This is a genomic window from Pukyongia salina, assembly GCF_002966125.1.
Classification (GTDB): domain Bacteria; phylum Bacteroidota; class Bacteroidia; order Flavobacteriales; family Flavobacteriaceae; genus Pukyongia; species Pukyongia salina.
The window spans coordinates 2,001,771-2,027,247 of record NZ_CP027062.1 but is presented as its reverse complement, the minus strand read 5'-3'; the positions used below and the strand labels follow the sequence as shown (position 1 = coordinate 2,027,247).

The window sequence follows — 25,477 nt, the reverse complement described above, 5'->3', positions numbered from 1 at the left end:
TTTACAAAAACCCTGCACGCCTTGGATCTTTTTGATTGGACCAACATTCGGATTATAGATATTGTCGACATAGTGCTGGTCGCCTTCTTACTTTATTACCTCTATAAATTGGTTAAAGGCACGGTAGCTATCAATATTTTCTTCGGAATTGTAATTCTCTATGCCACCTGGAAGATCACCGAACTTCTCGAGATGGAAATGCTTAGCAAAGTCCTAGGCGGCTTCCTGGGAGTGGGAATGCTGGCACTGGTGGTAGTATTTCAGCAGGAGATCAGAAAGTTTTTGTTACTTCTGGGTTCCACCAATTTCCGGGCGAGGAAAAAATTATTCAAGCGACTTAAATTCTTTTCAGAAGAAACCACAGCAAACACCAACATCAACGCCATTGTTAATGCCTGTGGAAAAATGGGAACTTCAAGAACTGGAGCTCTTATTGTGATCCAGCGTAATAACAGCCTGGATTTTGTTAAAAGTACAGGCGATGCTATGAATATATCGGTAAATCAGCCAATTATTGAAAGCATCTTTTTTAAAAATAGTCCGTTGCACGACGGAGCCATGATCATTGAAGACAATACCATCACAACAACTCGAGCGATCCTGCCGGTTTCTAACGACAGGAATATCCCGTTACGCTTCGGTCTTCGTCACAGAGCGGCCATTGGAATTACCGAAAAAAGCGATGCGGTTTGCCTGGTAGTTTCGGAAGAAAACGGACAGATCTCTTATGTGAAAGAAGGTGATTTTGTCCTTTTTGAAGACATGGAAGAACTAAAGCGTATCCTCGAAAAAGACCTCAGCTAGGCATGAATTGTAAAAATTGTAACCACCAACTATCCGAGGAATCTGATTACTGCCACAAATGCGGCGCCAAAGTGATACGAAATAGACTCACGTTTAAAAATCTATTGGAGCATTTCAGCGAACAATTTCTTAATTACGACAATAAATTTCTTCGCACATTTATCGACATGCTTAAAATGCCGGAAGTAGTTATAGGCAGCTATATTGACGGTACCCGAAAGCGATACGTAAACGTAATTAGTTATTTCGCTATTTCCATTACCCTGGCGGGGTTACAACTATATATCCTGAATAAATTCTTTCCCGAAGTGATGGACCTTTCGTCTATCTCTGTAGAAGGATCGGAGGAAATGAACAATAAAAACCTTGCATTTGTATCCGAATACCAATCAATGATCATGATGTTGTATGTACCACTTTATGCGCTTATTTCAAAAGTGGTGTTCTTGAATTATAAAAAATACAACTACACAGAGCACCTGGTCATCTTTATGTATATTCTTTCACAAATGACCATCTTTGGGTTATTTCTAACCTTCATTGGGGTGATACTAGGTTGGAATATGGGGGTGTTGGGCATGGTTTCCATTCTCATCCAGATCATTTACAGTGCGTATTGCCTCAAGCGGCTCTTTGCACTTAGTGTGCCCAAGATACTTTTGAAAACACTTTTGTTCCTGGTCGTTTTATTTATCCTGTTCGTTATTTTTTCTATAATCATGGCGGTGATCATGTTTAAAACCGGCGCCATGGAAGAGATGATCGAAGCCCAGAAGGCTCAAAAAGCTGTATCTTATAGCATCTCTTCTGCCATGAACTGGACCTCGTAAAGATTGCGGTAATGGCCGTCCTCCCTTTTCAGTAGTTCACTATGAGTCCCGGTTTCTACAATCTTACCGGCTTCCATAACCAGGATCTTATCTGCCTTCTTGATCGTTGCCAGACGATGTGCGATCACAATAGAAGTTCTGCCGTGGGTGATCTTTTCGGTTGCTTTCTGAATCATTTCTTCTGAATAAGAATCTACAGATGAAGTCGCTTCATCAAGCACGAGTATCTCGGGATTGCTAACGTAGGCACGTAGAAAGGCTATAAGTTGCCTCTGCCCGGATGAAAGAGTTGTACCCCGTTCCTGAACGTTATAGCGATACCCATCCGGAAGGGATTCTATAAATTTATGTACCCCTATTTCCTTCGCCGCCGAAATTACATCGGCCTCGGAAATCCCGGGATCGTTAAGAGTGATGTTGTTAACAATGGAATCTGCAAAAAGAAAGACATCCTGTAATACAACAGCTATCTGTTTTCGAAGAGATGAAAGGGTATATTCCTTCGTGTTTATACCATCAATCCTAATTTCACCTGCGTTTATCTCGTAGAAACGGCTCAGTAGATTGATTATGGTAGACTTCCCTGCGCCGGTGGCCCCCACAATAGCAACGGTCTCTCCTGGATTAACCATAAACGAAATTCCCTTGATCACCTCTTCATCATCGTTATAGCCAAAGTGAACATTATCGAATTCTATAAGGCCTTCGCTTCTGCACATTTCCACTGTGCCGTGATCCTGGATATGCGATTTGGTATCCAGGATACCGAACACCCTGTTTGCTGCAACCATCCCCATTTGTAAGGTGTTAAACTTATCGGCGATCTGCCGAAGGGGTCTGAAAAGCATTTGAGACAGTTGAATGAACATTGCGATCAATCCAACCGTGATCACGCCACCTTCAGCTGCATTGAGCCCGCCATACCAGGCGATCATACCAATAGCCACACTGGAAGACATCTCCGCAATTGGGAAGAAGATCGAGTTGTACCATACGGTTTTTATCCACGCTTTTTTGTGCTTTTCATTGATCTGCTGAAATCGTTCATATTCTGTTTCTTCCCGCGTGAATATCTGGACGATCTTCATCCCTGTGATACGCTCCTGAACAAAGGAATTAAGATTTGCCACCTGATTTCGAACCTCCTCGAAAGCAGTTTTCATTGCCCGTTGAAATACCCGGGTAGCATAGAGTATAATGGGTAATATGGCAAAAACAATGAGGGACAATCGCCAGCTTTGATACAACATGAATCCCATGATCACAAGCATTTTCAGCAGGTCGCTTATTATCATGAACAAGCCCTGACTAAAGATGCTTGAAATGGTTTCGATATCATTAACGGCGCGGGTTGTTAACCTCCCTACGGCGCTTTTATCGTAATACCTCATTTGAAAACTGAGCATAAGCCGGAAAAGTTTTACCCTGATATCTTTTATCACACTTTGTCCCAGCCAGTTGGCGTAAAAAATAAAAGCAAACTGAAAAATAACATCCAGGATAAGTACAGCTATCATTAAGATGATGTAAAACATCAGCCCTTCACCGTCCTGAGGAATTATAGAGTTGTCTATAGCCTGCCTTAAAAGCGCCGGTTGTAATATGGAAAGTCCAGACATTACTATGGCGGCGAAGCCCACAAAATAAAAGGTAAGGCGATATGCATTGGTGTACGCCAATAACCGCTTAAAAAGTTTAAAATCGAATGCTTTGCCTGAGGCTGCCATTTATTTATAAATAGTTTCCGGATAGGTTACCCTTGTGAGGAATAACCCCTGGGCGGGAGCCGATGCCCCTGCCCTGGTTCTGTCTTTACTTTTAATGATCTCTTCGAATTGAGAGATCGAAATCTTATCATTTCCAACATCCAGGAGGGTCCCGACGATCGCCCTTACCATATTTCGCAGAAAACGATCGGCGCGGATCGTGAAAGTGAGAAAATTATCTTCAAATTCCCACCTGGCCAGTTTGATATCACAATAATACGTCTTTACATCGGTATTGGAACGTGAGAAACATTGGAAATCCTTATAGCCTAATAATAATTCTGCGGCTTTATTCATCTTTCCCACATCCGGTACATGGAAGATCTGATGTGCTACATCGATACGAAACGGATCCTTATTTAGCACGATCCCGTATTGATATTCCCTTTCGGTGGCGTCGAATCGGGCATGGGCCTCATCTCTTACCTCATATAAATCTTCTATCGCTATGTCCTTAGGCAGGAAAGAATTGAGCCGAAATATGGTCTCTTCAACAGAATCGATTTTGGTTTCCAGATCGAAGTGTGCTATCATCTGAGAGGCATGTACACCGGTATCGGTTCTACCTGCAGCGGTTACTTTAATTTCGGTTCGAAAATAAACAGATAGTGTACGCTCTACCACTTCCTGCACGCTAATGGCATCGGGTTGGATCTGCCATCCGTGATAATTTTTTCCATTGAATGATAAGTCGAGAAAATATCGCAAGAATTCCTTTACTTTTGAATAAGCAAAGATAGGCAAACCAGCCTGTGATTTATAGTCTCTGATAGAAACCAATGAAAAAAATACTCTTGCTTAGTGATACGCATGGTTATATAGATGAAACAATATTAAAACACGTTAAGCAAGCAGATGAGGTCTGGCATGCCGGAGACATTGGCGATTCCTCTGTTACCGATGCGATCGCCAAACTAAAACCCTTAAAGGCAGTATACGGCAATATTGATAACGCAGCTATCCGCGCAGAGTTCCCTCTTCACAACAGGTTCGTGTGTGAGCAGGTGGACGTATGGATCACGCATATAGGTGGTTATCCGGGCCGGTACAGCCCGTCCATACGCGAAGCGATACGAACAAATCCTCCCCGTCTTTTCATTACCGGACATTCACATATACTAAAGGTGATGAACGACAAGAAACTTGGGCTCCTACATATGAACCCCGGAGCCATTGGTAAACATGGGTTTCACAAGGTGAGAACTATGCTTAGGTTTACCATAAGTGGTTCGGAGATTGGGAACCTGGAGGTAATCGAGTACAAACGTTAAGGCGCGAACAGATCGTGTAAAAAAATAAAAACCCCTGAAGTTGGCATACTTCAGGGGTTTTGCACTAATATACTAAGATGTATGGTTTAGCGTAAACGGTCTACAGATTTTACGAGATCCTCGTCCCTTTTGATAGCCTTATTGGCTAACACTAAAAAAACGATAGAAATGATGGGAAAAAGCACCCCAATACCCTTCTCCGAGACCAAAGTCTCTCCGGATAAAGTTAGCGACCTGTATACGAAAACTCCCAGTAATACAAAGTTTGATATTATAGTAAGGCGATTGAGAACAAATTGTCCTTTACGCCTTTTAAAATTAAAGATCGAAATAACAGTTAACAGAACTGATATGCCTATAAGGCCTAAAACTAACGGTTCATCCCTACTAATTATTGCATTTCCGGCTTCATCACTCACCGTTGGAAACCAATAATATAAAGCTCCCATAACGAGAGCAGAAATGATAAGATATACCGTTTGTATACGTTGTAGCATAGCAGCCTATCTAATTGAACGCAAAAATAAGGTTTCTTTTTAAAAGAATTAAATGCAAAATATAATTTATTGTTGTATACTTGCAGTACCAATCGGTAACCATCTCGATTTCGGTTACTTAGTCTTCAATTATTTTTCAACTTACTATCCTCGTCTGTTAAAGACACAATTTATCAATTAAACTTATAGAATTTTAAATGTTTGAAATTTCAGAATTAAAAGCAAAGAAGTTACCTGAACTTCAGGAACTAGCTAAAACATTAGGTGTACCTAAATACCGAAGTTTGAAAAAATTGGATCTGGTGTATCAAATCCTTGATTACCAGGCAGCCAATCCCACCGCAGTAAAGGCTGTTACAGCGGAAGCCCCTTCAGAAAAAACAGAAGAAGAAACGCCTCAAAAGGCACAAAATAGAGACAACCGCGACCAGCGCCAGCGCAATCCAAGAAACGATAACAATCGCAGCGATAATAAGCGTCCTGATAATCGCGGACAGCGCAATCAGCCCAACAAATCACAAAAATCAGCTCAACACCCTAAGTCCGATAACAGCCAATCTGGAGATAATAAACAGGGGGTGGACACAAAGAGTGATCACCAGAAAAGAGACCATAATAAACGCGATAATAAAGACAAGTCCTCCGGAAAAAACGGAAACAAGGACAATCGCAACAGATATAAAGAGCCGGATTTCGAATTTGACAGTATCATCGAGAGCGAAGGAGTGCTTGATATTATGCAGGATGGTTATGGATTCCTGCGTTCCAGTGATTATAATTACCTGTCCTCGCCGGATGATATTTATGTTTCACAATCGCAGATCCGTCTATTCGGATTAAAGACTGGAGATACAGTACTTGGAGAAGTTCGTCCACCGAAAGAAGGTGAAAAGTACTTCCCGCTTATAAAGGTGAACAAGATCAACGGCCTTAGTCCGAATGTGGTTAGAGACCGAGTTTCTTTCGAGCACCTTACGCCTCTTTTCCCACAGGAAAAGTTTAATATAGCCGAGCGCCAGAGTAACGTATCTACACGAATCATAGATCTCTTTACGCCATTAGGTAAAGGACAAAGAGGTATGATAGTGGCCCAGCCAAAAACAGGTAAAACGATGTTGCTAAAAGACATCGCAAATGGAATTGCCGCTAATCACCCGGAAGTATACCAGATCATTTTGCTAATAGATGAACGTCCGGAGGAAGTAACCGATATGCAGCGAAATGTAAGCGGAGAAGTGGTAGCATCCACTTTCGACAAAGAAGCCAGCGAGCATGTGCGTATCGCTAATCTTGTAATTGAAAAAGCGAAACGTCTTGTAGAATGTGGTCACGATGTAGTGATCCTTCTGGATTCTATTACCCGTTTGGCAAGGGCGTATAATACAGTGCAGCCTGCCAGTGGAAAAATATTAAGTGGTGGTGTGGACGCAAATGCGCTACACAAACCAAAACGCTTCTTTGGAGCGGCCAGAAATATCGAGAACGGAGGGTCTTTAAGTATCATTGCAACCGCACTTACCGAAACCGGATCGAAGATGGATGAAGTGATCTTCGAAGAATTTAAAGGAACCGGTAATATGGAGCTTCAGTTAGACAGAAAGATCTCGAATCGCCGTATTTTCCCAGCCATCGATCTTACTTCGTCCAGTACGAGAAGGGACGATCTGTTGCTTGATGACAATACGATCCAGAGAATGTGGGTGATGCGAAAGTACCTGGCCGATATGAATCCTGTGGAAGCCATGGAATTTATCAACGAACGAATAAAATCCACCAGGAACAATGAGGAATTCCTCATCTCCATGAACGGATAAATTTTTATAGTTAAAAAATAAAAAAGCCCCGAGTTGGGGCTTTTTTATTTGTGTTTGAAGAGTTCTGTGTAGAGAAGATAATTTTCTTCATCGTAGCAAACCAGGATAATCGATTCCAGTTCCTGAGCTTTAAAACCGGTAATAGCTTCGTAAGCGATTTGGGCTGCAGCCTCTTTCGGATAGCCGTAAATACCCGTGCTGATATTGGGAAAAGCTATGGAGGTAAAATTAAATGACTCGGCGAGTTCAAGGCAGTTGAGGTAACAATTCCGAAGTAATTCTGCTTCGTTCGAATTACCATTATTCCATTTGGGTCCAACCGTGTGGATCACCTTCCTGGCGTTCAAATTACCAGCAGTAGTGATCACTGCTTCTCCCACTTTACACCCTCCTTGTCTGTTTCGAATGGCCATACACTCGTCCAGGATCTGAGGTCCGCCGGCTCTGTGGATAGCACCGTCAACTCCACCTCCTCCCAATAGTGAGGTGTTGGCCGCATTAACGATAACATCGGCTTCGATTTGGGTGATATCTCCTTGTATTATTTCTATCTTCATTACGGTTTGCGTGCATTTTGGGTATAAAAAAAGCCCCGCTAGCGGGGCTTTAATTTATATAGGCGTATATAATTATCTCTTCACTACTTTCTGAGTAAGAGTACCTGCAGAAGTTTCAACGTTTAGGATATAAACACCTCTTGCAAGGCTAGAAGTATCCATTTGTCCATTTACTAACTGTACACCTGTATTCTTCCCTAGAAGGTCGAACATGCTCGCATTGCTAATTTCAATGTTTCCAGCTACATTAACATTAAGAACATTGTTCATTGGGTTAGGAAATACAGATACTAGTTCAGATAGTGTGTTATCACCAACTGAAAGACTTGTTTCACCAATAAGGTTTAGTACAACTCTTTCATCCGGGAATCCAATACTAGCTGTTGTTACAGGATCTGTGATAGCACAATCTACAGAAGAAAGGTAGCTAGGTGCATTTTCTGGATCTGTAGTATTGTAGATACGAACGTCTTTAGAAATAGAAACACCATCGGCTACGAAGAACTCAAGAATAACTTCAGTATTTGCATCTACAACCTCGGCAGTATCGAAGCTAAGATCAAGTAACTGATCTGCAGAAGAAGCATCTCCCTGAAGCGCAGCAGAAGTTAATAAAGTAAAGTTACCGGCCGGGAACACGTCATCACTAGTCCAGGCGTTGATGTTAATGTTGATAGGCTCTCCTAATCCAGAGATATCATCATAAGTGTGTGCAGTTTGTAATCCCTGAACCTCAAAATTTCCGGTGTAACCGAAGTTTGCAGGTGTATAAGATCTCCACCAAGAGTTAGTAGTAGTTCCACCACCACCAGTATCAGCACAAGCTACAGCACCACCATTAAGGGTAGCACCTGGAGTGTGAGATAGGATATCCATACGTACGTTACTAGGAACAGGATTCGACTCGTAAGGCGATGGACCTACGTTAGACTGGGCATTAACTCCCACAGCACTAAATGCGATCGCACAGAGTAATAAAGTAATTTTTTTCATAATTAACAGTTTAAAGTTTAATATTGTCCCACAAATATATAAAAGCACAGTAATTAAAAGTAACCTTTTCCTACTTTTTTTTGCCAATTTTTGCCCTTATTAGGCGATATTGTTACAATCTTCTCAATTTTAAGCATTTTCGTTATGAAAAAACCAATCATCATATTTCTACTTTCCATCCTGTTTTCCTGTAGTAATAATTCTGAAAATAACGACTTCGATTTCACTTTAACATTCGAACGATCTGAAGGTAAAGAAACCGCTACTTATGATGAAGTGATCGAATTTTACACCAAGCTTTCCGAGAAACATACGTCGATCGCCATGTACGAGATGGGCAAAACCGACAGCGGGAAACCTCTTCATCTGGTTACTTTTAATCCCAACCGAAGTTTCGAGTCGGAATTCTCCGGGGACGATGAAAAGATCATCATTTTAATAAACAACGGTATCCACCCGGGTGAAAGCGATGGTATCGATGCCTCTATGATGCTTATGAGAAACCTGGCCGAGGCAAAGATCCCCACTCCCTCGAATGTTATTGTTGCAGTAATACCTGTATATAATATAGGAGGAGCATTAAACCGTAACAGCACGACAAGAACCAATCAAAACGGACCCGAATCCTACGGGTTTAGAGGTAATGCACGAAATTACGACCTGAATAGGGACTTCATCAAGGCAGACACACGAAACGCCAGGGCGTTCATAGATCTTTTCCAAACAGTAAAGCCAGACCTATTTGTCGACACGCATGTAAGTAATGGAGCAGACTATCAATATACACTTACCCATTTGTTTACCCAACACAACAAGTTGGGTGGGGTACTGGGCGACTATGTGGAGAATACTTTTCGTCCAAGACTGGAAGATTCACTTCAGAAGAGAAACTGGGAAATAACACCTTATGTAAATGTATTTAACCGTACACCCGAAGCTGGTTTTTCGCAATTCATGGATGGCCCCAGGTACTCGACCGGATATACAAGCCTGTATAATACCTTGGGAATGATGATTGAAACTCATATGCTGAAACCCTATAAGGATCGGGTGGACGGAACCTACGCCCTGTTAATTGAATTTATTTCCATTGCCGATTCAGACTGGGAAGTTATCCTTAATCTAAGGAAAGCAGCCAACAGCAGTTATAAGATTGGGGATCTATATCCCTTAAGCTGGACCTTGGACAGCACCAAAACCTCAACTCTTAAATTTAAAGGATTTGAAGCCGAAATGATCCCCAGCGAAGTAACCGGAGCACAGCGTCTACATTACGACAGAAACCAGCCGTTTGAAAAGGAAATAACCTACTACAACCACTATAAACCTGCCAGTTCGGTCACCATACCGAAACAATATATAATCTCCGGTGGTTATTGGAATGTTGTAGAGCTGCTGCGATTGAATAAAATAAAATGCGACTATGTAAAAAAGGACACCTTGGTTTCTGCCGAAGTGTACTACATCGATTCCTATAATACCAGCCGAAATGCGTATGAAGGACATTATCCTCATTATAATACGGTAGTACGTGTTGAGAACGAAGAAGTTAAGGTGCAGGCGGGAGATTATATAGTTGAAACCAACCAGCCAGGGATACGTTACTTATTGGAAACTCTCGAGCCCACCGCGCCCGATTCGTTCTTTAACTGGAATTATTTCGACGCCATCTTACAGCAAAAAGAAGGTTTTTCACCTTATGTATGGGAAGATATGGCATATCAATTTCTTCAGGACAATCCGGAGATCAAAGAAGCTTTTGAAAATAAAAAACTGGAAGATGCTAATTTCAGAAACAATTGGTTTGCCCAGTTAGACTGGATCCACAAGCGTTCACCTAATTATGAGAAAGCGCATTTACGTTACCCTGTCGTTCGGGTGAGTGAGTAGATATTCTTTGGGAAACAAGAGTTTGATATTTTCGTACGAATCGCGAAGCGCTTTCTGGGTCTTTTCAAAGTTCTTCCATTTCACCTTTAGGATTCCTTCGTCGATCTGAGGAATGAAATCACCGTCGAATTCAGAATACATTTCAAACCAATAGGTCACCTTCAGCTTGAATTTTCCGTTTCTTTTGAACACGTGATAGGTAGTAGTAAGAAATTTTTTCACCTCCAGCCCCTCTATTCCGGTTTCCTCTTCCACTTCTCTTACAGCGGCTTCCTGATGACTTTCATTCTTTTCTATTCGCCCTTTAGGAATATCCCATTTCCCGTTGCGATATATAAAAAGTATCTCCCGTTTATTGTTATAAACCAATCCCCCCGCGGCTTCTACAACAGGTAATTTTTTCCGAAGGAATCTTTCCAGTTTCTCTTCATTTTTGTGATACAGATTCACATAGATCAGTTTCCCTTTATTGATCTTTTTGATCAATTTCTTAAACCGCGCAAATTTCAGTGGAATGGAGGTATACTGCTTACCAATATTTTTCTCTGTTGAGAGAATTATTGGAATGTCTTTCACAAAAACTTTATACATTTGCAGTATGATTTTAAACAAAGAGACCGCTCAAAAAACGGCCGAATTACTTTTGCAAATTAATGCAATAAAATTACAACCACAAAACCCTTTTGAGTGGGCCTCAGGATGGAAATCGCCAATCTACTGCGACAACCGTATAACCCTCTCCTTTCCTGTGATAAGGAACTTTCTTAGAGAGCAGATAGCCAGCCAGATCGAGACACTATACGGTAAGCCTGATGTGATTGCCGGAGTAGCCACAGGTGCCATTGGGATAGGAATGCTGGTAGCCGATTATTTAAACGTCCCTTTTTGTTATGTTCGGCCTGAAGCCAAGAAACACGGAAGACAAAATAAGATAGAAGGTTTTGTACAGCCACACCAAAATGTGGTGGTGGTTGAAGATCTTATCAGTACCGGAAAGAGCAGCCTGGCTGCGGTGGAGGCCTTGCGAGAAGCCGATTTGAACGTAAAAGGCATGGTTGCCATTTTTACCTATGGTTTTGATATTTCTGAAAAGAATTTTGCCGAAGCCGGAGTAACCTTACATACGTTGAGCGATTATGCCGAAATCGTCGAACAGGCCGAAAGGTCCGGATATATCACCTCCGAAGAAAATGCCCTATTAGCGCAATGGCGAACCGATCCGGCGAACTGGAACCCTACTATGGCAGTAAAGCCCGAAAATAACTAATATGCCCATCCGGCAAAATCTATCCTATACTCATGCAAATTGAAAGTAAAAAAGTAAATGTGAAGCGATCTGCTCAGGACCTCTGCTCCTATTTGAGCGATGTTAAGAATTTCGAGGAACTCATGCCGGAAAATATCAGCAAATTTGAGGTTCTTAGCGAGAAATCGTTTGTCTTTGCCCTGAAAGGTATGCCGGAGATCGGGCTTGAAGTAAAAGAGGTTGAAGCTCCCGAAAAAGTAGTATTAGGGGCCATTAGCGACAAAATTCCTTTTCAGCTAACCGCTAATATCAACGAAATTGACGAAGGTAACTCCGAAGCCGAACTGATTTTTAATGGTGACTTCAATCCTATGATGGCGATGATGATCAAAGGACCTATCACTAAATTCCTGGAAACTCTCACCACTAATCTGGAAAAACTTCAATAACGAAGCTTTACTTCTTTCAGGCTGAATTCGGCCAGACTCTCATCTTCCAATTCCACACATAAATTTCCTTCCCGGTTAACACCGCGAATGATACCATTGAGAAGTGTTCCATCTTCACGCTCAAAAACCGAGATTTCGTCTTTTCTGAATAATCTTGCTTCGTAACCTGTTTTGAGCTCGTCATGGCTTGAAATTTCAAGCTTTTCTAATTCTTCTAAGATACATCGAACCATCAATTCCAATACTTCCTCGAGCTCATAGTTCTTTCCTGTTATAGTGAACAAAGAACCCGCCTGGGGTAAATTATCGAATTCCACGTTATTTACATTGAGTCCTATCCCAATGATACTTGATGACAGTAGCTTTCCTTTTAGTTGATTTTCTATAAGAATCCCACACAATTTCTTATCGTATGACATAATGTCGTTTGGCCACTTTATAGCTACTTTAGGGATTTTAAGTTTATCCAACGCCTTCGCGACCCCAAGGGAAGTGGCCATATTTATTAGAATATGTTCTGTTGTGGAAAGGTTATGAAAACGCTTTAACACACTAAATGTAAGGCTTTTACCCGGTTCCGACTGCCAGGTTGATCCGCGTTGCCCTCTACCCTCGGTTTGCGCTTGCGCCCATACAACGGTAGCATCTTTAAGCTGCGTTTGGGTACACATCTCCTTAAGATAGCTGTTGGTAGACGTAATGGCACTAAGTTTGATTAAATCCAAGTGGTTTAGGAATGTGTTACTTTACACTTTTTATAACGTTTCAAGAAACAAAAAAGTAATAACTTTGCGCAAATAAAAAATCATTAATGTTAGAGAGAGAATCCGCGACAGATCAACTTGTAACTCAAATAATATCAGGAATTGAAGAAGTAAAGGGCCAGAACATTGAAATTCTGGATCTTAGAGAGATTGAAAATACAGTATGCGACTATTTTATAATCTGTGACGGTACCTCGAATACTCAGGTTAATGCGATCGTTAATTCAATTCAGAAAATAGTTAGCAAATCAATAAAAGAAAAACCCTGGCATGTCGAAGGAAGTGAAAATGCCGAATGGGTGTTACTGGATTATGTGCACGTGGTAGTACATGTTTTTCAGAAGCACATTCGAGAATTCTACGACATAGAAGGACTATGGGGAGATGCCAGGTCTGTTAAAATTGAAACCACTTACTAAAATAAATTAAAGCCCCTATGGCGAACGAGAATAAAAAACCAGAGATCAAAAAGCCAAGGTTCAATGCATATTGGATCTATGCGGCTATTATCATGATCTTTCTGGGCATACAATTTTTTGGAGGAAGTAGCTGGTCTCAGCCTGCCAAGACAACGCAGTCTGAATTCGAGAACTATCTTCGGGATGGAGATGTGGAGAAAATTGAGATCATCAATAAGAAAAAAGCGCAGGTATACCTCACTACCGAAGCCAGACAAAAATCTGTACATACTAACAATAAAACTAAAAGTTTCTTCCCTGCGGCAGCTAACGAACCCTACTATCAGTTCGAGTTTGGCGACCTGCAGAATTTTGAGAACAAGATCAATGAGATAAAGTCTCAAAATAATCTGGACACTAAGATCATCTGGAATACAGATAGCAATATGTGGGGAGAACTTTTCCTCACCTTACTACCTTTTATCGTAATAATCGGGATATGGATCTTTATCATGAGAAGGATGTCTGCGGGAGCTGGTGGTGGAGCAGGCGGACAGATCTTTAATATTGGAAAATCCAAGGCCAAGCTATTCGATGAAAAGACGGATGTAAAAACTTCGTTCAAAGACGTGGCCGGACTGGAAGGAGCAAAGGAAGAAGTACAAGAGATCGTGGATTTCCTGAAGAATCCTTCCAAATACACCTCTCTGGGGGGTAAAATCCCTAAAGGTGCCTTATTGGTAGGTCCTCCGGGAACTGGTAAGACTCTCCTAGCGAAAGCTGTGGCTGGCGAAGCAAAAGTTCCGTTTTTCTCCCTATCCGGATCAGATTTCGTTGAAATGTTTGTTGGGGTGGGTGCTTCGCGTGTACGAGATCTGTTCAAGCAGGCCAAGGAGAAGTCGCCTTCCATAATCTTCATTGATGAGATCGATGCGATAGGACGTGCCAGGGGAAAAAATAATTTTTCCGGCTCTAATGATGAAAGAGAGAATACCCTCAACCAATTACTCACAGAGATGGATGGTTTTGGCACCAATACCAACGTAATTGTTCTTGCCGCAACCAACCGTGCAGACGTACTGGATAAGGCTTTAATGCGTGCGGGCCGTTTTGACCGTCAGATCTATGTAGATCTACCCGATGTAAGAGAACGAAAAGAAATTTTTGAAGTACATCTGCGTCCGTTAAAGAAGGACGATAGCCTGGACACCGATTTCCTTGCCAAACAAACACCCGGATTCTCTGGGGCCGATATAGCCAATGTTTGTAATGAAGCAGCATTGATAGCAGCCAGAAACGAAAAGAAAGCCGTAGGCAGACAGGATTTCCTTGATGCTGTAGACAGGATAGTGGGTGGACTTGAGAAAAAGAACAAGATCATTACACCCGATGAGAAGAGAGCGATCGCGGTTCATGAGGCCGGCCATGCAACGGTTAGTTGGATGCTGGAGCATGCTGCACCTCTTGTGAAGGTAACTATTGTACCACGAGGCCAATCTCTTGGTGCGGCCTGGTACCTTCCGGAAGAACGTCTTATTGTTAGGCCGGAACAGATGCTGGATGAAATGTGTGCCACTATGGGGGGGCGTGCAGCAGAAAAGGTGATCTTCGGTAAGATTTCCACGGGTGCCTTAAGTGATCTCGAAAAGGTTACCAAGCAGGCTCGGGCCATGGTAACGATTTACGGACTTAATGATACCATTGGTAATTTAACTTATTACGATTCATCAGGTCAAAATGAGTATGGCTTTACCAAACCATATAGTGAAAAGACAGCAGAGCTCATAGATAAGGAGATTTCCAACCTTATCGAAGTACAGTATCAACGTGCGATCGAGCTACTTGAGAAAAATAAAGATAAACTAACAGAGTTGGCCGATGAACTTCTGGAAAAAGAAGTGATCTTTAAGGAAAGTTTGGAGCGGATATTCGGAAAAAGACCGTTCAAACCCAGAATTCCTGAGGAACCAATTGACGAAAAGTCTGAGGATGAAGCCGTAAAACCGGAGGAACCTGTTCAGCCTAAATCTTAAAAGTTTAGATTTACTCTAACATAACTTCAGTATAGATTTTATATATTTGAGGTTAAGTGTATTAAATCAACTCCTCAACACCCTGTAATGAGTCTATTTAAAAGACTTTTAAATCCTAAAGGCAAGTCAGAAGACAAAGTAAAAAATTCTGATCACAGTAAATATTACCCTGAGGAAACGCTTCCCATCGACGAAAGATTTACTTATAACTTTAATCGCAATGGGGGTAAGTTCCTCTACTGTGAAAATATGGAGGAGATCCTGGAAGCATTTGATAATATCCTGCTTGAAAACGATTGGTACGAGCGGGATGTTTTTTGTCTGGATGAAATGTTGACCTCTCGCTTTGACGGTTTCAATTTAAATTTCATCACAAAGGCCAATGCGACCTTCTTTTTATCCAACTGCGAATCGCTGGTAGCGAACAATGGTTCTATACTTTTGTGTTCGAAACAGATCAAAGAGAAAAAACTACACGAATTGCCCGCCAACTTCGTGATATTTGCAACAACTAGTCAGTTGGTAGAAAATATCAGTGAGGGGCTTCGCAAGATCAAATCCCGCAATAAGCTCCATATCCCGAGCAATATTACAACCATTCAGGACTTCGAAACGAACAAAGAAAAGGACTTCATGAGTTATGGAAGTAGCACAAAAAACCTATATTTGCTGTTACTGGAAGACCTGTAATTTATGAAGGAACTTATCGTGCGTTCTATATCGGGTGTGTTATACATCTCGATAGTCATTTTTTCTATGTTCACATCGCGCGAATGGTTTATGGGTCTCTTCTTTGTACTCGCCGCAATAACTCTCAATGAATTTCTTCGTCTAATCCGCTTAAAGAGCATCGCGGCTTATCTTATTCTGGGATTGTTCTTCTATTTTTTTAGTTATCGAATCTTCGATGACAATGCAGTTCTTTTGCTCTTAATCATGTGCTGTTTTGTAAGTGGTTTTTTGTTTAAGGACCTACTCTGGACCAGCAAGATCCCCATGTTTGAAAAGAAGAAATACATTGCTGTGATTTTCTATCTTATAAGTGGGTTTGTCTTTCTTACCCTAATCCCAATGCAGGATGGCAGTTTTAAACCCGAGGTGATCGTTGGCGTATTTATATTGGTATGGAGCAATGATAGTTTTGCTTACCTCATTGGAAAGAATTTTGGTAGGCGGAAACTACTTGAGAGGATATCTCCCAAAAAAACCAAAGAAGGATTTCTTGGAGGGCTTGCCGGATCTATTTTAGCAGGATTCATTATCTTTAATTATCTGGATTATTATCCATTATGGATGTGGATATTCATGGCGTTTATCGCGTCGATCTTTGGTACTATAGGTGACCTCATACAGTCCAAGTTTAAACGACAGGCCGGGGTGAAAGACAGCGGTATTCTCATGCCGGGTCATGGTGGTTTATACGACAGGTTAGATAGTATTATCTATGCCGGTCCGTTTATTTATGCTTTTATAGAAATTTCTGAATATGTTTCATAAGGAAGGAAATAAGATCATTCTCATTGCACTCGCACTGTGTATCTCCTTGAGTTTAGCGGCTCACTTGTATATTGAGAACACAGTCTGGAAATATAGTTTAATTGCTATTTTGGTTGTGCTGCTCATCCTCATCTTACAGTTCTTCAGGAATCCGAATCGACACTTTACCTTGAATGATAAAACGGTACTGTCGCCGGTTGATGGAAAAGTAGTGGTTATTGAAGAAGTCTTCGAGAAGGAATACTACAACGAAAAACGATTACAGATATCTGTGTTCATGTCGCCAATAAACGTACATGTTACCCGTTATCCGGTAGGTGGAAAGGTGGTATATAGTAAATATCATCCCGGGAAATACCTGGTGGCCTGGCATCCTAAATCCAGTGAGGAAAATGAACGAACTACAGTAGTAGTGCATTCGGAAGAATTTGGAGATGTATTACACAGGCAAATTGCCGGGGCCATGGCGCGACGTATTGTTAATTACGCAGAGAGCGGACAGCAGGTTGAACAGGCGTCTGATAGTGGCTTTATAAAATTTGGCTCCAGAGTGGATGTTTTTCTTCCACTCGATGTAAAAGTAGACGTAGAATTAAACGAGATAGTAAAAGGAGGAATAACCGTTTTGGCCTCAAAATAGTAATGACACGTACAGACCTGGATATCGAATTTCAGAAGGCGGTGGACAGCATAAACAACCATACCGAACCATTTCCGGCCGATGTACTGCTGCGCTTATACGCCTATTATAAGCGAGCCACAAACGATGAAGACAGGCCCAGCGGCAAGAAGCCTTTAATAAACGCTTTCAAGACCAATGCGCTTTTTCAGACACAGCACCTTACCGTTGATGAGGCCAAGGAACTGTACATCGATACGGTAAAGCAATATTTTATTTACAGAAAATAATTATTTCAGGCTTGCGAGGCTGGCCTTTAAGGTTTCGATTTTAGCCAGGGCATCGGCCTCTTTGTTACGCTCCATATTCACTACCTGCTCCGGTGCGTTATTTACAAATCTGTCGTTACTTAATTTTTTCTGAACACTTTTAAGAAAGCCTTCCGTGTAATTTAATTCTTCCTGGATCTTGGCTATTTCCTCTTCCACGTTTATAGCGCCGGCCACCGGAACAAAATACTCGTTCGACTTAACCCTGAAGGTAAGTGCTCCTTCCATTGCTTGGGATACGTAGTTGAGTTGAGAGAGATTTCCTAGCTTCACAATTACCGGGTCGAAGCTTTCTGAAGATTTCTCATTATTGATCACCGAGAGACTTATTTGTTCCTTGAACGAAATGTTCTTTTCCTTTCGGATGGTTCGAATACCTGAGATCACTTCAGAAGCAAATTCGAAATCTCGTATTGTTTTAGCATCAAAATCACCTGCTTCAGGCCATTGGGATATGATAAGCGCCTCTTTAGAAGTTCGCTCTTTAAGGTGTTGCCAGATCTCTTCAGAAACAAAAGGAACAAAGGGATGCAAAATTTTAAGGTTATCTTCCAGTATCTCAATAATTCCATTATAAGTAGTACCGTCTATAGGTTCCCCGTAGGCCGGTTTCACCATTTCCAGCAGCCAGGAACAGAAATCGTCCCAAACCAGTTTGTAAGTGGCCATAAGGGCATCACTAATGCGATATTTACCGAAGTGATCTTCGATCTCTACCAGCGTCTTATTGAATTTATGCTTATACCAGTTAATTGCCATAGTAGCAGCTTCGGAAGGTTGTTTATCTTCAGCAACTTCCCAGCCATCTATAAGTCGGTACGCATTCCATATCTTATTCACAAAACCACTCCCCTGTTTACAGAGGTCTACATCGAACATAAGGTCGTTTCCGGCTGGCGAACTAAGTAACATCCCTACTCTTACACCATCGGCTCCATATTCTTGCATTAACGCTATGGGGTCTGGCGAATTACCCAGGGATTTACTCATTTTCCTGCGTTGTTTATCCCGAACAATACCCGTTAAATAAACGTTTTCAAAGGGTTTTTCGCCACGATATTCGAAGCCGGCTATTATCATTCGAGCTACCCAGAAGAATAGGATCTCGGGGGCTGTTACCAGGTCATTAGTGGGATAGTAGTACTTAATTTCCTTATTATCGGGATCGAGAATACCATTGAAAACAGACATTGGCCATAGCCATGAAGAGAACCAGGTATCCAGCACATCGGGATCCTGAGTGAGATCTGCAGCTTTTAACTGGGAATCACCGCTTTTTTCACGAGCCAATACCAATGCCTCTTCCTTGGATTCTGCCACGACAAAGTCGTCTTTGCCCTCGCCATAATAATATGCCGGTATCTGGTGCCCCCACCAGAGTTGACGAGATATATTCCAATCGCGAACATTCTCCATCCAGTGGCGGTAAGTATTTACAAATTTTTCCGGAACGAGATTGACATCTTTCTGCAGCACGGCATCCAGTGCGGGTTGTGCAAGTTCTTTCATTTTCAAAAACCATTGATCGCTAAGTTTAGGTTCGATCACGGCCCCGGTGCGTTCACTGGTTCCTACCTTGTTGGTATGTTGTTCGATCTTATCGACCACATCCATTCGCTTCAATTCTTTAACGATCTCCTTTCTGGCTTCAAAACGATCCATGCCTTCGTAATGCAGGCCGAAACTATTTAAGGTTGCATCGTCATGGAAGATGTCGATTACTTCCAGATTGTGTTTATCGCCCAGGATCTTGTCGTTTTCATCATGTGCGGGTGTTACTTTCAGGCATCCGGTACCAAACTCCATGGTAACATAGTCGTCTTCAATGATGGGGATCACACGATTACAGATAGGCACAATTGCTTTTTTTCCTTTCAAATGAGTATAACGCTCATCCTCCGGATTGATGCAAATTGCGGTATCACCTAAGATTGTTTCAGGTCTGGTGGTTGCAATGATCAAAAAATCGTTACTGCCCTCTATCTGATATTTTAGATGATATAGATTACCCTGTTTTTCTTCATAAAACACCTCTTCGTCTGAGAGGGTTGTCTTCGCTTCCGGATCCCAGTTTACCATACGGTATCCGCGATAGATTTTCCCTTTTTTGTATAGATCCACAAATACTTTGATCACAGACTCCGATAGATCGTCATCCATGGTGAATTTAGTACGATCCCAATCGCAGGAAGCACCTAATTTCTTCAGTTGTTCCAGAATGATCCCACCATGTTTGTGTGTCCACTCCCAGGCATGATCTATAAACTCTTCTCGGGAGATATCGTGTTTTTCGATGCCTTCTTTTTTGAGTTTATCCACTACCTTGGCTTCGGTAGCAATGGAAGCGTGGTCTGTTCCCGGCACCCATAGGGCATTATAGCCACGCAGACGTGCTCTCCTTATCAACACATCCTGTAGGGTATTGTTGAGCATATGGCCCATATGAAGTACTCCCGTTACGTTGGGAGGAGGAATAACGATGGTATAAGGCTCTCTTTCGTCCACTTCGGAATGAAAATAGCCATGTTCCATCCAGTAGCTATACCACTTGTTCTCAACGCTTTCAGCACTATATTTCGCCGCTAAACCCATAGTTTGGTCTGATTTTTGGAATAAGTAAGCAAAAGTAGGTATATCTGCAGTATTATGAAAGTGAATAACTTATTTTGCAGGTTGCCAAAAAGATAGCTACATTAGCATACCTTAAATTTAAAGAAATCATGAAAAGACTAGTACTTATAGTGCTTATCGCATTAATTGGACACACTGTTCAGGCGCAGGCCAAAATTAGTTTTAAAACAGACACCATAGACTTTGGTCAGATCGCCAAAGGAAGTGACGGTGTTCGTGCATTCGAATTTACCAACACCGGAGATAAACCGCTAATTATCAGTGATGTGAAGTCCAGTTGCGGATGTACAGTACCAAAAAAACCAGACGGGCCTGTGGCTCCTGGCGCTTCCAGTATCATTCAGGTTAAATATGATACTAATCGCGTAGGACCGATCCGTAAAACAGTAACTGTTTATTCTAACGCAGATGAACCTATTAAAGCGCTTAAAATAAAAGGAGAAGTTTTAGCCGAGGGCAAAAGTGTCCTTGAAAAGACGAAATAATTGTAATTATCATATAAAAAAACCCTCGCGATGCCGGGGGTTTTTTTATTACAATACTTCTCGTAGGATAAATTTTTTCTTCTGGTTTACCCCATTCCTCGTTATTTCCATATAGATCGTCCTGCCGGCCTTCGATGAGAACAGGTTGATGATTTCATACAATTTGTACTTGTAGCACGCTTTCCCGTTAATAGACAGTACCTCATCACCTTTCTGAATACCTGCCAATGCAGCCGGGGACCCTTCCCGTACTTCAACAACTACAAATTTAGGTGCCAGAAAGAATTGCAAGGTGGGCGACTTATACACATCGAAGATAGCAGATGCTTCCCTCTTTTTAGTAGTCATCGTGACAGGGTCTATTTTAAAATAATCCACTTCTCTTACCGGGATAAGCCCGTCATGTTCCAGGGTTAAGCCAGCCATATTATAGTAAAAGGGTTCATCGAAGTATTTATTTTTCTTTAGCGTCATGGTTTGATTTCGATAATCCATGATCACCGTAAATCGCCTGAGCACCTCACTACCTAAAGTCCCTTTTCGTTCGGGAATGGATCGTATGTTTCTTACAGTATTCGTGTCGGGAAATGAAGTTGTTACACCCTCCAACCGAAACGAGTTAAGCCCCAGTCCCTTTATCTTGGATCTCTTTCCGAATATATTTCCACTTAGCCCAAGTCCCAGGAAATCATTAAAGTAATTTCTGGGGTTGTTTATAATAAAATCGTACTCGTCGAAAAGCCATAGACCATCACTCGAACCGGTATCGATCAATACCAATGACTCTATTTGTTGTGTTCGAGATTCTACGGTAACCGCCATATAAGGCTTCTTATTATGAAACCGCAGCTTAAAATCACTACATCCTTTACATCTCCTTTTGCGGTATTTATCGGGTTTATAAAGAGTGACCCGCTTAGACGAATAATCTGTTTTTACTACAAAATCCTTGAACAGATCAAACCCTATGATGCCGTGAATAGGCACTCCCATTCGAGTGGAAAAATTGATCTTTTTATCCAGTACCATGTAGATCCTGTGCTGTTTATCTACAGCCTTACCCACCCTAACAGTGTTATTATTGCTTAGAATGGCGTCTATGGTACCGCCCTCCCCCAGGCCGCGTAGTTTTACCGGCGAGGCATTATTCAGCTGAATAGAGTCCAGCTCTTCAACGGAGAACAACAAAGTGGAACTAACCCCGGTATCTAAAAGAAATGACAATCGGGTTCCATTTATCTCAACCGGGATGATGACTAGGTTGTTCACTAATTCGAAGGGAATCTTATCTCTGGATATTGCCTCAGGAAAAGTAAAATGGCTCTGTGCATTCCCCAGTATAAAGACAAGTAGGGCGAATACTGAAAGAAGGAAGGAACGAGTAGAGTTCGCTAATTTTTCCATCGTATTGAAGATATGGAAAAATTAGCGAACGCCTTAGCTTTCACCATGGATTTATAAAATATATTTCGCAACTTTGCTCCATAAGATATGCCATATGCCTATAGTCTCAGAAAAGGGCCGATCGATGCCCGAATCCCCAATAAGAAAATTGGTTCCCTATGCCGAAAAAGCTTATAAGGCGAACAAAACGGTTTACCATCTCAATATAGGACAGCCCGATATAAAAACTCCCGTGGCAGTGATGGATGCAGTTGCCAATCACGCCCTTGAAATACTAGCATATTCACGTTCGGAAGGCTCTGAGGAATATCGGGAAAAAATTGCCAGATACTACCACAGTAAGAATATCATGGTTGAGGCAAAAGATATCATAGTTACAACAGGCGGCAGTGAGGCCTTACTCTTCGCCATGGGTTCCATTGCCGATGCAGGCGATGAGATCATTATCCCGGAACCATTCTACGCCAATTACAATGGCTTTGCCCTGGCTTCAGGGGTGAAGATAGTACCGGTAATATCCAAAATTGAGAACAATTTTGCCTTACCTCCTATCGCCGAATTTGAAAAACTGATCACCCCCAGGACCAAGGCTATCCTTATATGCAACCCGGGTAATCCTACGGGATATTTATATTCGAAGGAAGAAATCCATAAACTTGCCACTATTGTAAAGAAACACGATCTGTTTCTGGTGGCAGACGAGGTATATCGTGAGTTTGTGTACGATGGGTTAAAGCATTATTCTATCCTGGAAGAGGAAGGGATGGAAAACTATGGGATCCTTGTGGATTCTGTTTCCAAACGTTATAGTATGTGTGGCGCCAGAATTGGTTGCCTCGTATCGAAAAACAAAGAAGTGATCCATACAGCCCTTAAATTTGCTCAGGCGAGATTGAGTCCGCCAACCTTCGCACAGATCGCCAGCGAAGCGGCTCTCAATACCCCACAGCAATACTTCGACGAGGTGATAGCCGAATATAAAGACAGAAGGGATACCCTTATAAACCTATTGAAAGGAATACCCGGAGTAAAAGTTGGCTACCCTAAAGGAGCGTTTTATTGTATCGCGGAACTGCCAATAGAGAACAGTGACGACTTTGCTCAATGGCTGCTGGAATCCTTCGACGTGGATGGAGAAACCGTAATGGTGGCGCCTGCTGCCGGATTTTACTCTACAGAGGGTGTTGGAAAGAACCAGATCCGGATCGCATATGTTCTTCGCAAAGAAAGCCTTATCAAAGCCGTAAAAATATTAAAGGCTGCCCTTGAACAATACCCCGGCTAATGCAGATCGAAAAGAACAAATCGCTGCGCGCTTACAATACTTTTGGTATTGATGTGAATGCGAGTGCGTTTATTTCGGTGGACTCTGTTGAAGATCTCAGGACTATTATTAACCAATACGACAAGGAGGAGCTTTTTATCCTGGGTGGAGGAAGTAATATGTTACTTACCGGACCCCTTGAAAAACTGGTGATACACATCAACCTAAAGGGTATAGATGTTATTTCTGAAACTGAATCGGATGTTCTACTGAAAGTCATGGCCGGAGAAAACTGGCACGAGCTGGTAATGTATAGTATTGAAAATGACTTTGGCGGTATTGAAAATCTTTCTCTCATCCCGGGAAATACGGGAACTGCCCCAATTCAGAACATAGGTGCATACGGAGTGGAGCTGGAGGATGTGTTCGTGCAGTGTACAGCCTTGGAATTAGCTACTGGCAAGGAAGTGATATTTGATAAGAAGGCATGTAAATTCGGGTATCGCAATTCGATCTTTAAGAACGAGGCGAAAGACCAATATATCATTACCTCGGTTACTTTGAAACTCACCAAAAAAGACCACAAGCTTAATATAAGCTACGGTGCGATCGGCGATGTTTTGGCACAAAGAAATATCACACAACCAACCATAAGAGATATTTCGGAGGCAGTGATCGCGATTCGCAGATCGAAATTACCCGATCCTAACATCTTAGGAAATAGTGGTAGTTTTTTTAAGAATCCCGTACTTTCTTCCGAAGATTTTAAACGTTTCAGAAACAATCATCCGGATGCGCCGTTTTACGAAGTTTCGGCAACCGAATTCAAAATTCCTGCCGGTTGGCTAATAGACAAGGCAGGCTTTAAGGGAAAACGATTTGGGGATGCCGGGATCCACGAACACCAGGCGCTTGTATTGGTAAATCACGGAAATGCTACCGGTGCCGAGATCTGGGAACTGGCGCTAAAGATTCAGAAAGAAATAAAAGAATTATTCGGCATCTATATAGAACCCGAAGTGAACGTGTTCTAATCCATTCCCAGGACATTGTCCACTATGTGCAATACTCCATTGGTTCCCTGGATATCACTCTTTCCAATTTTAGCAACCTTTCCTTTACTATCTGTTATCAGGATGTCGTTTTCGTTGCTACTTACCTTCAATTGTTCACCCGAAAGAGTGGTAAGGGTCACAGGACCAAGTTTTAGACTCTGCATTAGAGACACGGTATTGTGATCTCCCTCTATAATATGATCCTGTACCAGACGAATAAGCCGGGGTTTATTTTCTGAACGTGGAAGACTTTTCAAGAACTCTTCGTCCATGGACTTGATAGCTGCTTCTGATGGAGCCAATACTGTGAACGGCCCTTTTTCTGAAAGCAATTTTCCGGATAGTTCGGACGTCACAATGTAACTGGCGAATGTCTTACTATCGGACGTGCTCATTACTCTGGCCATTACACTGTTTGAACGCGCCTTAGATTCTTCTGTTGGGCCTTTAGAGGACACCTTCTCCGTAGTGGATTGGTCACCTTCCGGATTGTCCTGCTGCTTATCGTCCTTACACGATCCAAGAACCGCTAAAAATGTAAATATTGTGAGTAATGTGTATATAGATTTCATAATTAGATTGATTTTTACAGAGGCTAAAAATAACCAAATTAGGCGCATTTCAACAAGAAAGGTTGTATTTTTGCATCATATTTCAATGTTATGGGCCTTTTTATAATCACACTACTATTACTGTTATTTGCCGTTGCCGGTATAGCTATAAAAATATGGGGTAAGAAGGATGGGAAATTCGCCGGTACCTGCGCTAGTCAGAGCCCTTTTTTAAACAAAGAAGGAGAAGCCTGCGGATTTTGCGGTAAAACCCCGGATCAATTCGATTCCTGTACCCAGGAGCCACATCAATCATCCTAACAAGTTTAA

27 protein-coding genes are annotated in these 25,477 nt (G+C 41.9%); 17 read left to right on the top strand and 10 right to left on the bottom strand.

Features of this window, described 5'->3' with window-relative positions; all coding sequences use genetic code 11:
- Positions 1 to 21 precede the first annotated feature (21 nt).
- Together C5O00_RS09175 and C5O00_RS09170 are read left to right on the top strand one after the other, a co-directional pair.
- Complete coding sequence (locus C5O00_RS09175; RefSeq protein ID WP_105216578.1) at positions 22 to 804, top strand: diadenylate cyclase; 783 nt, start codon at positions 22 to 24, stop codon at positions 802 to 804.
- A 71-nt stretch (positions 805 to 875) separates the two neighbouring features.
- Entirely contained in the window at positions 876 to 1,634 is a 759-nt protein-coding gene (locus C5O00_RS09170; protein ID WP_158676815.1) for a DUF3667 domain-containing protein, read from the top strand.
- Here C5O00_RS09170 and C5O00_RS09165 read toward each other — a convergent pair.
- Together C5O00_RS09165 and truA are read right to left on the bottom strand one after the other, a co-directional pair.
- A complete protein-coding gene (locus C5O00_RS09165) occupies positions 1,598 to 3,361 on the bottom strand; it encodes an ABC transporter ATP-binding protein (RefSeq protein ID WP_105216576.1) in 1,764 nt (587 codons plus the stop codon). The two genes, C5O00_RS09170 and C5O00_RS09165, sit on opposite strands and share 37 nt — an antisense overlap.
- Positions 3,362 to 4,108, bottom strand: a complete 747-nt coding sequence (gene truA / locus C5O00_RS09160; protein WP_105217622.1) for a tRNA pseudouridine(38-40) synthase TruA — start codon at positions 4,106 to 4,108, stop codon at positions 3,362 to 3,364. It abuts the gene before it with no gap.
- A 71-nt stretch (positions 4,109 to 4,179) separates the two neighbouring features.
- Here truA and C5O00_RS09155 point away from each other — a divergent pair, with 71 nt between their 5' ends.
- Complete coding sequence (locus C5O00_RS09155; protein WP_105216575.1) at positions 4,180 to 4,671, top strand: metallophosphoesterase family protein; 492 nt, start codon at positions 4,180 to 4,182, stop codon at positions 4,669 to 4,671.
- An 86-nt stretch (positions 4,672 to 4,757) separates the two neighbouring features.
- On the opposite strand, the gene C5O00_RS09150 is transcribed toward C5O00_RS09155, so the two are convergent.
- On the bottom strand, positions 4,758 to 5,168 hold the full coding sequence (locus C5O00_RS09150) for a DUF4293 domain-containing protein (protein WP_105216574.1): 411 nt from the start codon (positions 5,166 to 5,168) through the stop codon (positions 4,758 to 4,760).
- A 197-nt stretch (positions 5,169 to 5,365) separates the two neighbouring features.
- On the opposite strand from C5O00_RS09150, the gene rho reads away from it, so the two are divergent.
- The gene (rho, locus tag C5O00_RS09145) at positions 5,366 to 6,982 is read left to right on the top strand and encodes a transcription termination factor Rho (protein WP_105216573.1); all 1,617 of its coding nucleotides are present in this window, start codon (positions 5,366 to 5,368) and stop codon (positions 6,980 to 6,982) included.
- A 44-nt stretch (positions 6,983 to 7,026) separates the two neighbouring features.
- Here the strand turns inward: rho and C5O00_RS09140 are convergent, their stop codons facing one another.
- Together C5O00_RS09140 and C5O00_RS09135 are read right to left on the bottom strand one after the other, a co-directional pair.
- Complete coding sequence (locus C5O00_RS09140) at positions 7,027 to 7,539, bottom strand: O-acetyl-ADP-ribose deacetylase (protein WP_105216572.1); 513 nt, start codon at positions 7,537 to 7,539, stop codon at positions 7,027 to 7,029.
- A gap of 72 nt (positions 7,540 to 7,611) precedes the next feature.
- On the bottom strand, positions 7,612 to 8,532 hold the full coding sequence (locus C5O00_RS09135) for a T9SS type A sorting domain-containing protein (RefSeq protein ID WP_105216571.1): 921 nt from the start codon (positions 8,530 to 8,532) through the stop codon (positions 7,612 to 7,614).
- Positions 8,533 to 8,676: 144 nt separating this feature from the next.
- Here C5O00_RS09135 and C5O00_RS09130 point away from each other — a divergent pair, with 144 nt between their 5' ends.
- Entirely contained in the window at positions 8,677 to 10,422 is a 1,746-nt protein-coding gene (locus tag C5O00_RS09130) for a M14 family metallopeptidase (RefSeq protein ID WP_105216570.1), read from the top strand.
- Here the strand turns inward: C5O00_RS09130 and C5O00_RS09125 are convergent.
- Positions 10,390 to 11,013: an NUDIX hydrolase gene (locus C5O00_RS09125; RefSeq protein WP_105217621.1), complete on the bottom strand. Its 624-nt coding sequence runs from the start codon at positions 11,011 to 11,013 to the stop codon at positions 10,390 to 10,392. The two genes, C5O00_RS09130 and C5O00_RS09125, sit on opposite strands and share 33 nt — an antisense overlap.
- 7 nt (positions 11,014 to 11,020) lie before the next feature.
- Between C5O00_RS09125 and pyrE the strand changes: the two genes are divergently transcribed.
- Both pyrE and C5O00_RS09115 read left to right on the top strand, forming a co-directional pair.
- Positions 11,021 to 11,689: an orotate phosphoribosyltransferase gene (pyrE, locus tag C5O00_RS09120; protein WP_105216569.1), complete on the top strand. Its 669-nt coding sequence runs from the start codon at positions 11,021 to 11,023 to the stop codon at positions 11,687 to 11,689.
- A 32-nt stretch (positions 11,690 to 11,721) separates the two neighbouring features.
- A complete protein-coding gene (locus C5O00_RS09115; protein WP_105216568.1) occupies positions 11,722 to 12,117 on the top strand; it encodes an orotate phosphoribosyltransferase in 396 nt (131 codons plus the stop codon).
- Here the strand turns inward: C5O00_RS09115 and C5O00_RS09110 are convergent.
- The gene (locus C5O00_RS09110) at positions 12,111 to 12,842 is read right to left on the bottom strand and encodes a biotin--[acetyl-CoA-carboxylase] ligase (RefSeq protein ID WP_105216567.1); all 732 of its coding nucleotides are present in this window, start codon (positions 12,840 to 12,842) and stop codon (positions 12,111 to 12,113) included. The two genes, C5O00_RS09115 and C5O00_RS09110, sit on opposite strands and share 7 nt — an antisense overlap.
- Positions 12,843 to 12,928: 86 nt before the next feature.
- On the opposite strand from C5O00_RS09110, the gene rsfS reads away from it, so the two are divergent.
- From rsfS to C5O00_RS09080, 6 genes are all read left to right on the top strand, one after another.
- Positions 12,929 to 13,300, top strand: a complete 372-nt coding sequence (rsfS, locus tag C5O00_RS09105) for a ribosome silencing factor (RefSeq protein ID WP_105216566.1) — start codon at positions 12,929 to 12,931, stop codon at positions 13,298 to 13,300.
- 17 nt (positions 13,301 to 13,317) lie between these two features.
- Complete coding sequence (ftsH, locus tag C5O00_RS09100; protein WP_105216565.1) at positions 13,318 to 15,312, top strand: ATP-dependent zinc metalloprotease FtsH; 1,995 nt, start codon at positions 13,318 to 13,320, stop codon at positions 15,310 to 15,312.
- 87 nt (positions 15,313 to 15,399) lie between these two features.
- Positions 15,400 to 16,002, top strand: a complete 603-nt coding sequence (locus C5O00_RS09095) for an LUD domain-containing protein (protein ID WP_105216564.1) — start codon at positions 15,400 to 15,402, stop codon at positions 16,000 to 16,002.
- 3 nt (positions 16,003 to 16,005) lie between these two features.
- The gene (locus C5O00_RS09090; RefSeq protein WP_105216563.1) at positions 16,006 to 16,809 is read left to right on the top strand and encodes a phosphatidate cytidylyltransferase; all 804 of its coding nucleotides are present in this window, start codon (positions 16,006 to 16,008) and stop codon (positions 16,807 to 16,809) included.
- A complete protein-coding gene (locus C5O00_RS09085) occupies positions 16,799 to 17,449 on the top strand; it encodes a phosphatidylserine decarboxylase family protein (protein WP_105216562.1) in 651 nt (216 codons plus the stop codon). Before C5O00_RS09090 ends, C5O00_RS09085 begins: the two co-directional genes overlap by 11 nt.
- Positions 17,450 to 17,451: 2 nt before the next feature.
- Positions 17,452 to 17,718, top strand: coding sequence for an acyl-CoA-binding protein (locus C5O00_RS09080; RefSeq protein WP_105216561.1), 267 nt, complete (start codon positions 17,452 to 17,454; stop codon positions 17,716 to 17,718).
- On the opposite strand, the gene C5O00_RS09075 is transcribed toward C5O00_RS09080, so the two are convergent.
- Positions 17,719 to 20,349, bottom strand: coding sequence for a valine--tRNA ligase (locus C5O00_RS09075; RefSeq protein ID WP_105216560.1), 2,631 nt, complete (start codon positions 20,347 to 20,349; stop codon positions 17,719 to 17,721). It lies immediately after the preceding gene.
- A gap of 128 nt (positions 20,350 to 20,477) precedes the next feature.
- Here C5O00_RS09075 and C5O00_RS09070 point away from each other — a divergent pair, with 128 nt between their 5' ends.
- Positions 20,478 to 20,873 carry a DUF1573 domain-containing protein gene (locus tag C5O00_RS09070; RefSeq protein WP_105217620.1) on the top strand — a complete coding sequence of 132 codons (396 nt, stop codon included), beginning with the start codon at positions 20,478 to 20,480 and terminating at the stop codon, positions 20,871 to 20,873.
- 48 nt (positions 20,874 to 20,921) lie between these two features.
- Here the strand turns inward: C5O00_RS09070 and C5O00_RS09065 are convergent, their stop codons facing one another.
- Positions 20,922 to 22,277 (bottom strand): aspartyl protease family protein, encoded by a 1,356-nt coding sequence (locus C5O00_RS09065; protein ID WP_105216559.1) that lies wholly within the window; start codon positions 22,275 to 22,277, stop codon positions 20,922 to 20,924.
- 94 nt (positions 22,278 to 22,371) lie between these two features.
- Here C5O00_RS09065 and C5O00_RS09060 point away from each other — a divergent pair, with 94 nt between their 5' ends.
- Together C5O00_RS09060 and murB are read left to right on the top strand one after the other, a co-directional pair.
- Positions 22,372 to 23,562 (top strand): pyridoxal phosphate-dependent aminotransferase, encoded by a 1,191-nt coding sequence (locus tag C5O00_RS09060; protein ID WP_105216558.1) that lies wholly within the window; start codon positions 22,372 to 22,374, stop codon positions 23,560 to 23,562.
- Positions 23,562 to 24,575 carry a UDP-N-acetylmuramate dehydrogenase gene (gene murB, locus C5O00_RS09055; RefSeq protein ID WP_105216557.1) on the top strand — a complete coding sequence of 338 codons (1,014 nt, stop codon included), beginning with the start codon at positions 23,562 to 23,564 and terminating at the stop codon, positions 24,573 to 24,575. Before C5O00_RS09060 ends, murB begins: the two co-directional genes overlap by 1 nt.
- Here murB and C5O00_RS09050 read toward each other — a convergent pair.
- Entirely contained in the window at positions 24,572 to 25,168 is a 597-nt protein-coding gene (locus C5O00_RS09050) for a fasciclin domain-containing protein (protein WP_158676814.1), read from the bottom strand. The two genes, murB and C5O00_RS09050, sit on opposite strands and share 4 nt — an antisense overlap.
- A gap of 90 nt (positions 25,169 to 25,258) precedes the next feature.
- Between C5O00_RS09050 and C5O00_RS09045 the strand changes: the two genes are divergently transcribed.
- On the top strand, positions 25,259 to 25,468 hold the full coding sequence (locus tag C5O00_RS09045; protein ID WP_105216555.1) for a membrane or secreted protein: 210 nt from the start codon (positions 25,259 to 25,261) through the stop codon (positions 25,466 to 25,468).
- Positions 25,469 to 25,477 lie beyond the last annotated feature (9 nt).

Excerpts from the sequence above, each read along its gene's own strand:
- ftsH (WP_105216565.1), top strand. The coding sequence starts at position 13,318 with ATGGCGAACGAGAATAAAAAACCAGAGATCAAAAAGCCAAGGTTCAAT.
- C5O00_RS09115 (WP_105216568.1), top strand. The coding sequence starts at position 11,722 with ATGCAAATTGAAAGTAAAAAAGTAAATGTGAAGCGATCTGCTCAGGAC.
- C5O00_RS09150 (WP_105216574.1), bottom strand. The coding sequence starts at position 5,168 with ATGCTACAACGTATACAAACGGTATATCTTATCATTTCTGCTCTCGTT.
- C5O00_RS09060 (WP_105216558.1), top strand. The coding sequence starts at position 22,372 with ATGCCTATAGTCTCAGAAAAGGGCCGATCGATGCCCGAATCCCCAATA.
- murB (WP_105216557.1), top strand. The coding sequence starts at position 23,562 with ATGCAGATCGAAAAGAACAAATCGCTGCGCGCTTACAATACTTTTGGT.
- C5O00_RS09065 (WP_105216559.1), bottom strand. The coding sequence starts at position 22,277 with ATGGAAAAATTAGCGAACTCTACTCGTTCCTTCCTTCTTTCAGTATTC.
- C5O00_RS09090 (WP_105216563.1), top strand. The coding sequence starts at position 16,006 with ATGAAGGAACTTATCGTGCGTTCTATATCGGGTGTGTTATACATCTCG.
- C5O00_RS09130 (WP_105216570.1), top strand. The coding sequence starts at position 8,677 with ATGAAAAAACCAATCATCATATTTCTACTTTCCATCCTGTTTTCCTGT.
- pyrE (WP_105216569.1), top strand. The coding sequence starts at position 11,021 with ATGATTTTAAACAAAGAGACCGCTCAAAAAACGGCCGAATTACTTTTG.
- C5O00_RS09095 (WP_105216564.1), top strand. The coding sequence starts at position 15,400 with ATGAGTCTATTTAAAAGACTTTTAAATCCTAAAGGCAAGTCAGAAGAC.
- C5O00_RS09140 (WP_105216572.1), bottom strand. The coding sequence starts at position 7,539 with ATGAAGATAGAAATAATACAAGGAGATATCACCCAAATCGAAGCCGAT.
- rho (WP_105216573.1), top strand. The coding sequence starts at position 5,366 with ATGTTTGAAATTTCAGAATTAAAAGCAAAGAAGTTACCTGAACTTCAG.
- C5O00_RS09125 (WP_105217621.1), bottom strand. The coding sequence starts at position 11,013 with ATGTATAAAGTTTTTGTGAAAGACATTCCAATAATTCTCTCAACAGAG.
- C5O00_RS09045 (WP_105216555.1), top strand. The coding sequence starts at position 25,259 with ATGGGCCTTTTTATAATCACACTACTATTACTGTTATTTGCCGTTGCC.
- C5O00_RS09050 (WP_158676814.1), bottom strand. The coding sequence starts at position 25,168 with ATGAAATCTATATACACATTACTCACAATATTTACATTTTTAGCGGTT.
- C5O00_RS09085 (WP_105216562.1), top strand. The coding sequence starts at position 16,799 with ATGTTTCATAAGGAAGGAAATAAGATCATTCTCATTGCACTCGCACTG.
- C5O00_RS09075 (WP_105216560.1), bottom strand. The coding sequence starts at position 20,349 with ATGGGTTTAGCGGCGAAATATAGTGCTGAAAGCGTTGAGAACAAGTGG.
- C5O00_RS09155 (WP_105216575.1), top strand. The coding sequence starts at position 4,180 with ATGAAAAAAATACTCTTGCTTAGTGATACGCATGGTTATATAGATGAA.
- rsfS (WP_105216566.1), top strand. The coding sequence starts at position 12,929 with ATGTTAGAGAGAGAATCCGCGACAGATCAACTTGTAACTCAAATAATA.
- C5O00_RS09165 (WP_105216576.1), bottom strand. The coding sequence starts at position 3,361 with ATGGCAGCCTCAGGCAAAGCATTCGATTTTAAACTTTTTAAGCGGTTA.
- C5O00_RS09135 (WP_105216571.1), bottom strand. The coding sequence starts at position 8,532 with ATGAAAAAAATTACTTTATTACTCTGTGCGATCGCATTTAGTGCTGTG.
- C5O00_RS09080 (WP_105216561.1), top strand. The coding sequence starts at position 17,452 with ATGACACGTACAGACCTGGATATCGAATTTCAGAAGGCGGTGGACAGC.
- C5O00_RS09070 (WP_105217620.1), top strand. The coding sequence starts at position 20,478 with ATGAAAAGACTAGTACTTATAGTGCTTATCGCATTAATTGGACACACT.